Here is a 4,986-nt window from a genome sequence, read left to right on the forward strand (position 1 = left end):
CACCCAGTCACAAGTGCTTCAGCCGTGGCTAATCACTTTAAATCCTTCCTGCTTGGTAATCACGGTATCTAAGCAGGCTATATTGTCTGTAGCCTCTTGGTTTAAATAAAAAAGGAGAACCCGCTAGACAGGTTCCCCTTTTTGCAATTAAAGCAGATTGGTATTAGCTTTTTCTCAGCTTTTCAGCGATCACACGACCTTGTTCGGTACCGTGAATAACCAGAGCACCTTTGTAATCAGACTTATAGAAGCTACCACTGACACAACCCGATTGTTCGATCACAGGGGCCTCTTCGAAGCTAACACGGGTATCAACAATCTGCTCACCGTTTACATTAAACATAGCGTAATGCATGGCTGATTTGGTGATACAAGCACCACCGCGGAACAGACTCTTACCGTCTGTGGCATAACCGGTATCACTCGCAACGATGACAGCATCTACATTGAGCGCACGCGTCACTTTAGCCGCCCAGGCCTTGAATTCAGTCGTATCCTGGTAAGTCATCACTTCACCGTGCCCGTGTGGCAGCCCCAAATTGATGTAGCCAGTTGGCACACCCGCAGCGCGGCGTGTTGAAGACTCCAGTTTAAAACGCTGACTGTTTGCCAGTAGCAGACTCTGTTGCTGATAAACCTCATTGGCAGCCACTTCCGTAGGCAATACAAAGGACCATTGATTCTCTGTACTCAACTCATTAATCATCGCTGCCAATGAAATGTTGGCCGCCTGCGTGCCAGATATTTCTTTCTGGACATGAGATGTTGAATCAAAGGCATTTACCACCGACTTGGCAGTGCCTTCCAGCATGCTGCTGGCTAGACTGAACGCATCGATCACCTGCCCTTTGTCTTCAGCAATTTCTTCCGGTTTGCGTGAGTCTGCAACTATGGTTGCCGGTACCGAATACATTACAACGGCAACGCGGTTAACTGACGCCAACTCGCTCTGATTAATCACATTACGCGAACAACCCGCCAAGGAGGATGCCAATGCCACCAATCCGCATAATAAAGCCCGCTTCTTATTCACTACTTTCTCCAAATATTAGTATTGTTTTATATGGACGTGGAATATAGAGAGATGGACTCAGGCCAACAAGTAAGACTTTGTATTGAAATGTATGAACTCTGTCGACTTTAATTCTTTAAAAGGCACAGAGTGAAGGATATTAATTCACCGTGTTTATATGAGCAAACAAAGCAATCAGCAGACCCATGAGTTGGTTAGCTATGACAGGCAGTAACCTTTAACTGAGTTCTTTAACCTCCCCCAGCAGAGCAGTTTACCCTCTGGTTGAGAGTCTTAACTTACGAGGCCAGCAGACCATCTATCAAAAGCTTCAATCCAGAAACAAACAGAAAAATGTAGCACAGCCGATACACCCATTCCTGACTAACACGGTGTAACAGCCAGACGCCCATGTATACACCGACAGGTGCCAGCGGAATCAAGAGCATTGCGGTCATCAGGTTTGTGGTATCGAACTCTCCGAGCATCGCGTAGGGTATAAGTTTGAACAGGTTGATGATGGCAAAGAGTACTGCCATCGTGGCGATGAGGGTGATCTTGTCGAGCCGAAGCGGGAGCAAATAAATACTGGCAGGACCACCACCAGCGTGGATTGCCGTACTCGAGAAGCCTCCCAGTGAACTCCACCACCAGGCACCTATCGTTCCGGTCGGTTGCTGAGCCGCCTCACGCTGTAATACATACTGAACGCAAAACAGAAGCGACAAGCCACCGATAAGCAGCTTCAGTCCACCTTCCGGTGTCACGCTCAAAAATAGTCCGGCCAATAAGATCCCAAGTAGCGATCCCGGCAGCATTCTTTTCAATACAGCGTAATCTGCGTTCCTATAGTGTTGTTTTACGGCAAAGAAATCCATCACACACAATATAGGCAATAAAATAGCAGCGGCCTGAGTTGGAGAAACGACCAGCGCCATCAGGGGAACAGCAATAATCCCCAGAGCGCCGCCCAATCCACCCTTACCGATCCCGTATATCAATACAGCAGGTACGGCAGTAAGATAAAACCAAGGATCGGTCACTATCATTGTTATTAATGCTCGTACTTACCTGAATAGCTAGCAACAAAACCTTTGTCTACCAGGAATTTGCGACTCTTTTTAAGATCAGGCAAGGTTGTTGCGGCTTGGCGAGGATCCCTTTCCTGCTCAACTGCAATCCAGCCCTTGTAACCAATTTCCTGCAAGGCCTGGCTAACTTCATCGTAGTTAACCGCCCCCTCTCCAAGTGGGCACATCACCCCGTCTGCACAGGCTTGCCAGAATCCGACTCTTTTCTCAACGGCCTGATAGAGTTTCGCGGCATCGACATCTTTGAAATGCACATAATCTAGACGCTCGGCATATTTCACCAGGCTGGTTGCGGGATCCATGCCTGCATAATAAAGATGACCGGTATCAAGGCATAACCCTACCTCGTCATGAGAAAGATCTGCCAGCATACGCTCTATCTCATCCTGATATTCGATATAACCACCGGCGTGAGGATGCACGACAGCCCGGATCTGGTGTTGCTTGGCGATTTTACTGATCTTGCGGATCGTCTCCATCATCTGCGTCCAACGGGCATCGTCCAAACGCGGAGATTCGTCGCTAATACCGGCATAGTGGCTGCGAATATCATTCACGCAGTCGATGACCACCAGCCTTTCAGTACCAATTTGCTGAAGCAACGTACAAAGCTGCTTAGTTTTTTCTAAAATATCGGCCTGCTTTTCCGCGTCTGACAACGGCTCAAAAATAGTACCGGCACACACTTCCAACCCTTTTAGATGCAGAGCAGTATTGAGCGTGTCGGCCTCCAGCGGCAAGTAGCCATATGGCCCGAGTTCGGTACCGACAAACCGCGCCTGCTTGGCTTCAGACAACACATCCATCCACGAGGGGTTATAGGGGTTGTCGACAGACTCTACCCCCCAGCAGCATGGCGCACATGCAATTAAGTTACTCATAGGTATACCCTTCTTATCATTCATAAAATTGAGAAATTATGCATAGCCTAGAATGAAGTGCCCAGAAAATACGTGATGTATAGCTCACCTTGGTATTGCATATATGCAAAACGGTTTTGAATCTTTGGCTATAACACTCGCACTTCGCTCACTCGTAGACTGAAACCACACTGAAAAGCAATTTGACAGGATATAAGTCTATGGAACCTCTCTATATCGTTGCTGCCAAGCGTACCCCCATCGGTAGCTTTAATGGCTCGCTCTCTCCTCTATCGGCACCAGAGCTTGGCGCAACGGCCATGCGCGGGGCTTTAAACCAGTGTCAGCTTGATCCCAGCCTTATCGACGAGGTGATTGTCGGTAATGTACTCAGTGCAGGTATAGGAATGGGACCGGGCCGACAAGCTGCCATTGCAGCAGGCATTCCGGAGACCGTGCCTGCCTATACCCTCAATATGATTTGCGGTAGCGGCATGAAGACGGTGATGGATGCTGCCAGTCACATTCGTGCCGGCGATGCAGAAATTGTAATGGCCTGCGGAATGGAAAGTATGTCCCAGGCACCTTTTGTTGCTCCGTCCCAGGTTCGCACCGGTATCAGAATGGGTAATTTGAGCCTTGAAGACACCATTATCAAAGACGGGCTAACCGATGTGTTTAATCAATATCACATGGGGATCACGGCCGAAAACATTGCAGCCCAACTTAGCATTTCCCGAGAGCAACAAGACGACTTCGCCCTTGCAAGCCAACAAAAAGCAATAGCCGCGCAAGAAGCCGGTTCCTTCCAGGGTGAAATAGAACCTGTCTCTGTTGTCTCACGCCGAAAACAGTACATGGTTGAACTGGATGAATACCCGAAAGCCAATTCATCCAGGGAAGGTCTACAAGCCCTTCGTCCGGCCTTCAAGCAAGACGGCAGCGTGACGGCTGGCAATGCCTCGGGTATTAATGATGGCGCATCGGCACTCATTCTGGCCTCGAGAACGGCCGTTGAGCGCTATCAGCTCCAACCTATTGCTGAAGTAATTGAATACGCACAGGCTGGCGTATCCCCTCAGGTTATGGGGCTAGGGCCTGTACCTGCTATTGCCAACGTACTGCAAAAAGCCAACCTGTCCCTCTCCGACATTGACTGTTTTGAACTCAATGAAGCCTTTGCCGCCCAGGCTCTGGGAGTTATCAAACAGCTATCCGAGCAACATGATGTCTCTCAAGCATGGATCACCGAAAGAACCAATTTGAGCGGTGGTGCCATCGCCCTCGGCCACCCTCTAGGCGCATCAGGTAACCGGATCCTCACCACGCTGCTCTACCAGCTTCAACGCCAAGAGCTTCAATATGGGCTGGCAGCACTGTGCATCGGTGGCGGAATGGGAACAGCGGTAATTATTAAACGCTGCCAACAAGCCTAACTGTGTCCCTAACTCAAAAAATATAAGGATTACACAATGAAAAAATCCATTTCAAAGTCAGGCATTGCCGAGCTGCTGCATGACAATATGACCATTATGATCGGTGGCTTTATGGCCAATGGGGCACCCGAAGGCCTGATTGATCTGTTGTTAGAAAACAATATCAGCAACATAACGCTGATCAGCACCGATACCGGTACGCCTGAAACAGGCTCCGGGCGACTGATCAAGGCAAAACGTGTTTCCAAGCTCTACGCCTCCCATATCGGCCTGAACCCCGAAACAGGTAACCAGATGAACACCGGTACCCTGGACGTCGAATTGGTACCACAAGGCACCCTGGCCGAGCGTATCCGTGCTGGCGGAGCGGGCCTTGGCGGTGTTCTCACCCCTACAGGTCTCGGCACGCTTGTCGCCGAGAACAAGCAGGTCATCAATATTGACGGCACTGACTTCCTGCTGGAAAAACCGATCCGCGCCGATCTTGCCCTGATCCGGGGCTCGGTTGTCGACACCAAAGGCAATGTTTTCTACAAGCGAACCACACAAAACTTCAACCCGCGGATGGCAACAGCAGCAGATACCGT

The 4,986-nt window shown here is 49.6% G+C and carries 5 protein-coding genes; 2 read left to right on the plus strand and 3 right to left on the minus strand.

Going from position 1 to position 4,986, the window contains the following annotated elements; all coding sequences use genetic code 11:
- Positions 1 to 163: 163 nt before the first annotated feature.
- From MHN01_RS16400 to MHN01_RS16410, 3 genes are all read right to left on the minus strand, one after another.
- Positions 164 to 1,033: a hypothetical protein gene (locus MHN01_RS16400; protein ID WP_239412322.1), complete on the minus strand. Its 870-nt coding sequence runs from the start codon at positions 1,031 to 1,033 to the stop codon at positions 164 to 166.
- Positions 1,034 to 1,311: 278 nt separating this feature from the next.
- Positions 1,312 to 2,061 (minus strand): sulfite exporter TauE/SafE family protein, encoded by a 750-nt coding sequence (locus MHN01_RS16405; RefSeq protein WP_239412323.1) that lies wholly within the window; start codon positions 2,059 to 2,061, stop codon positions 1,312 to 1,314.
- 5 nt (positions 2,062 to 2,066) lie between these two features.
- The gene (locus tag MHN01_RS16410; RefSeq protein WP_239412324.1) at positions 2,067 to 2,984 is read right to left on the minus strand and encodes a TIM barrel protein; all 918 of its coding nucleotides are present in this window, start codon (positions 2,982 to 2,984) and stop codon (positions 2,067 to 2,069) included.
- A gap of 200 nt (positions 2,985 to 3,184) precedes the next feature.
- On the opposite strand from MHN01_RS16410, the gene MHN01_RS16415 reads away from it, so the two are divergent.
- Both MHN01_RS16415 and MHN01_RS16420 read left to right on the plus strand, forming a co-directional pair.
- Positions 3,185 to 4,399, plus strand: a complete 1,215-nt coding sequence (locus tag MHN01_RS16415; RefSeq protein ID WP_239412325.1) for an acetyl-CoA C-acetyltransferase — start codon at positions 3,185 to 3,187, stop codon at positions 4,397 to 4,399.
- A 36-nt stretch (positions 4,400 to 4,435) separates the two neighbouring features.
- The coding region (locus MHN01_RS16420) for a 3-oxoacid CoA-transferase subunit A (RefSeq protein ID WP_239412326.1) at positions 4,436 to 4,986 on the plus strand (551 nt) is incomplete at its 3' end.

This window comes from Photobacterium sp. OFAV2-7, assembly GCF_022347985.1.
In the GTDB taxonomy this organism is placed as follows: Bacteria; Pseudomonadota; Gammaproteobacteria; order Enterobacterales; family Vibrionaceae; genus Photobacterium.

Bases quoted from the DNA above. Each gene is read 5' to 3' on its own strand.
- MHN01_RS16415 (WP_239412325.1), top strand. From the start codon at position 3,185: ATGGAACCTCTCTATATCGTTGCTGCCAAGCGTACCCCCATCGGTAGC.
- MHN01_RS16410 (WP_239412324.1), bottom strand. From the start codon at position 2,984: ATGAGTAACTTAATTGCATGTGCGCCATGCTGCTGGGGGGTAGAGTCT.
- MHN01_RS16405 (WP_239412323.1), bottom strand. From the start codon at position 2,061: ATGATAGTGACCGATCCTTGGTTTTATCTTACTGCCGTACCTGCTGTA.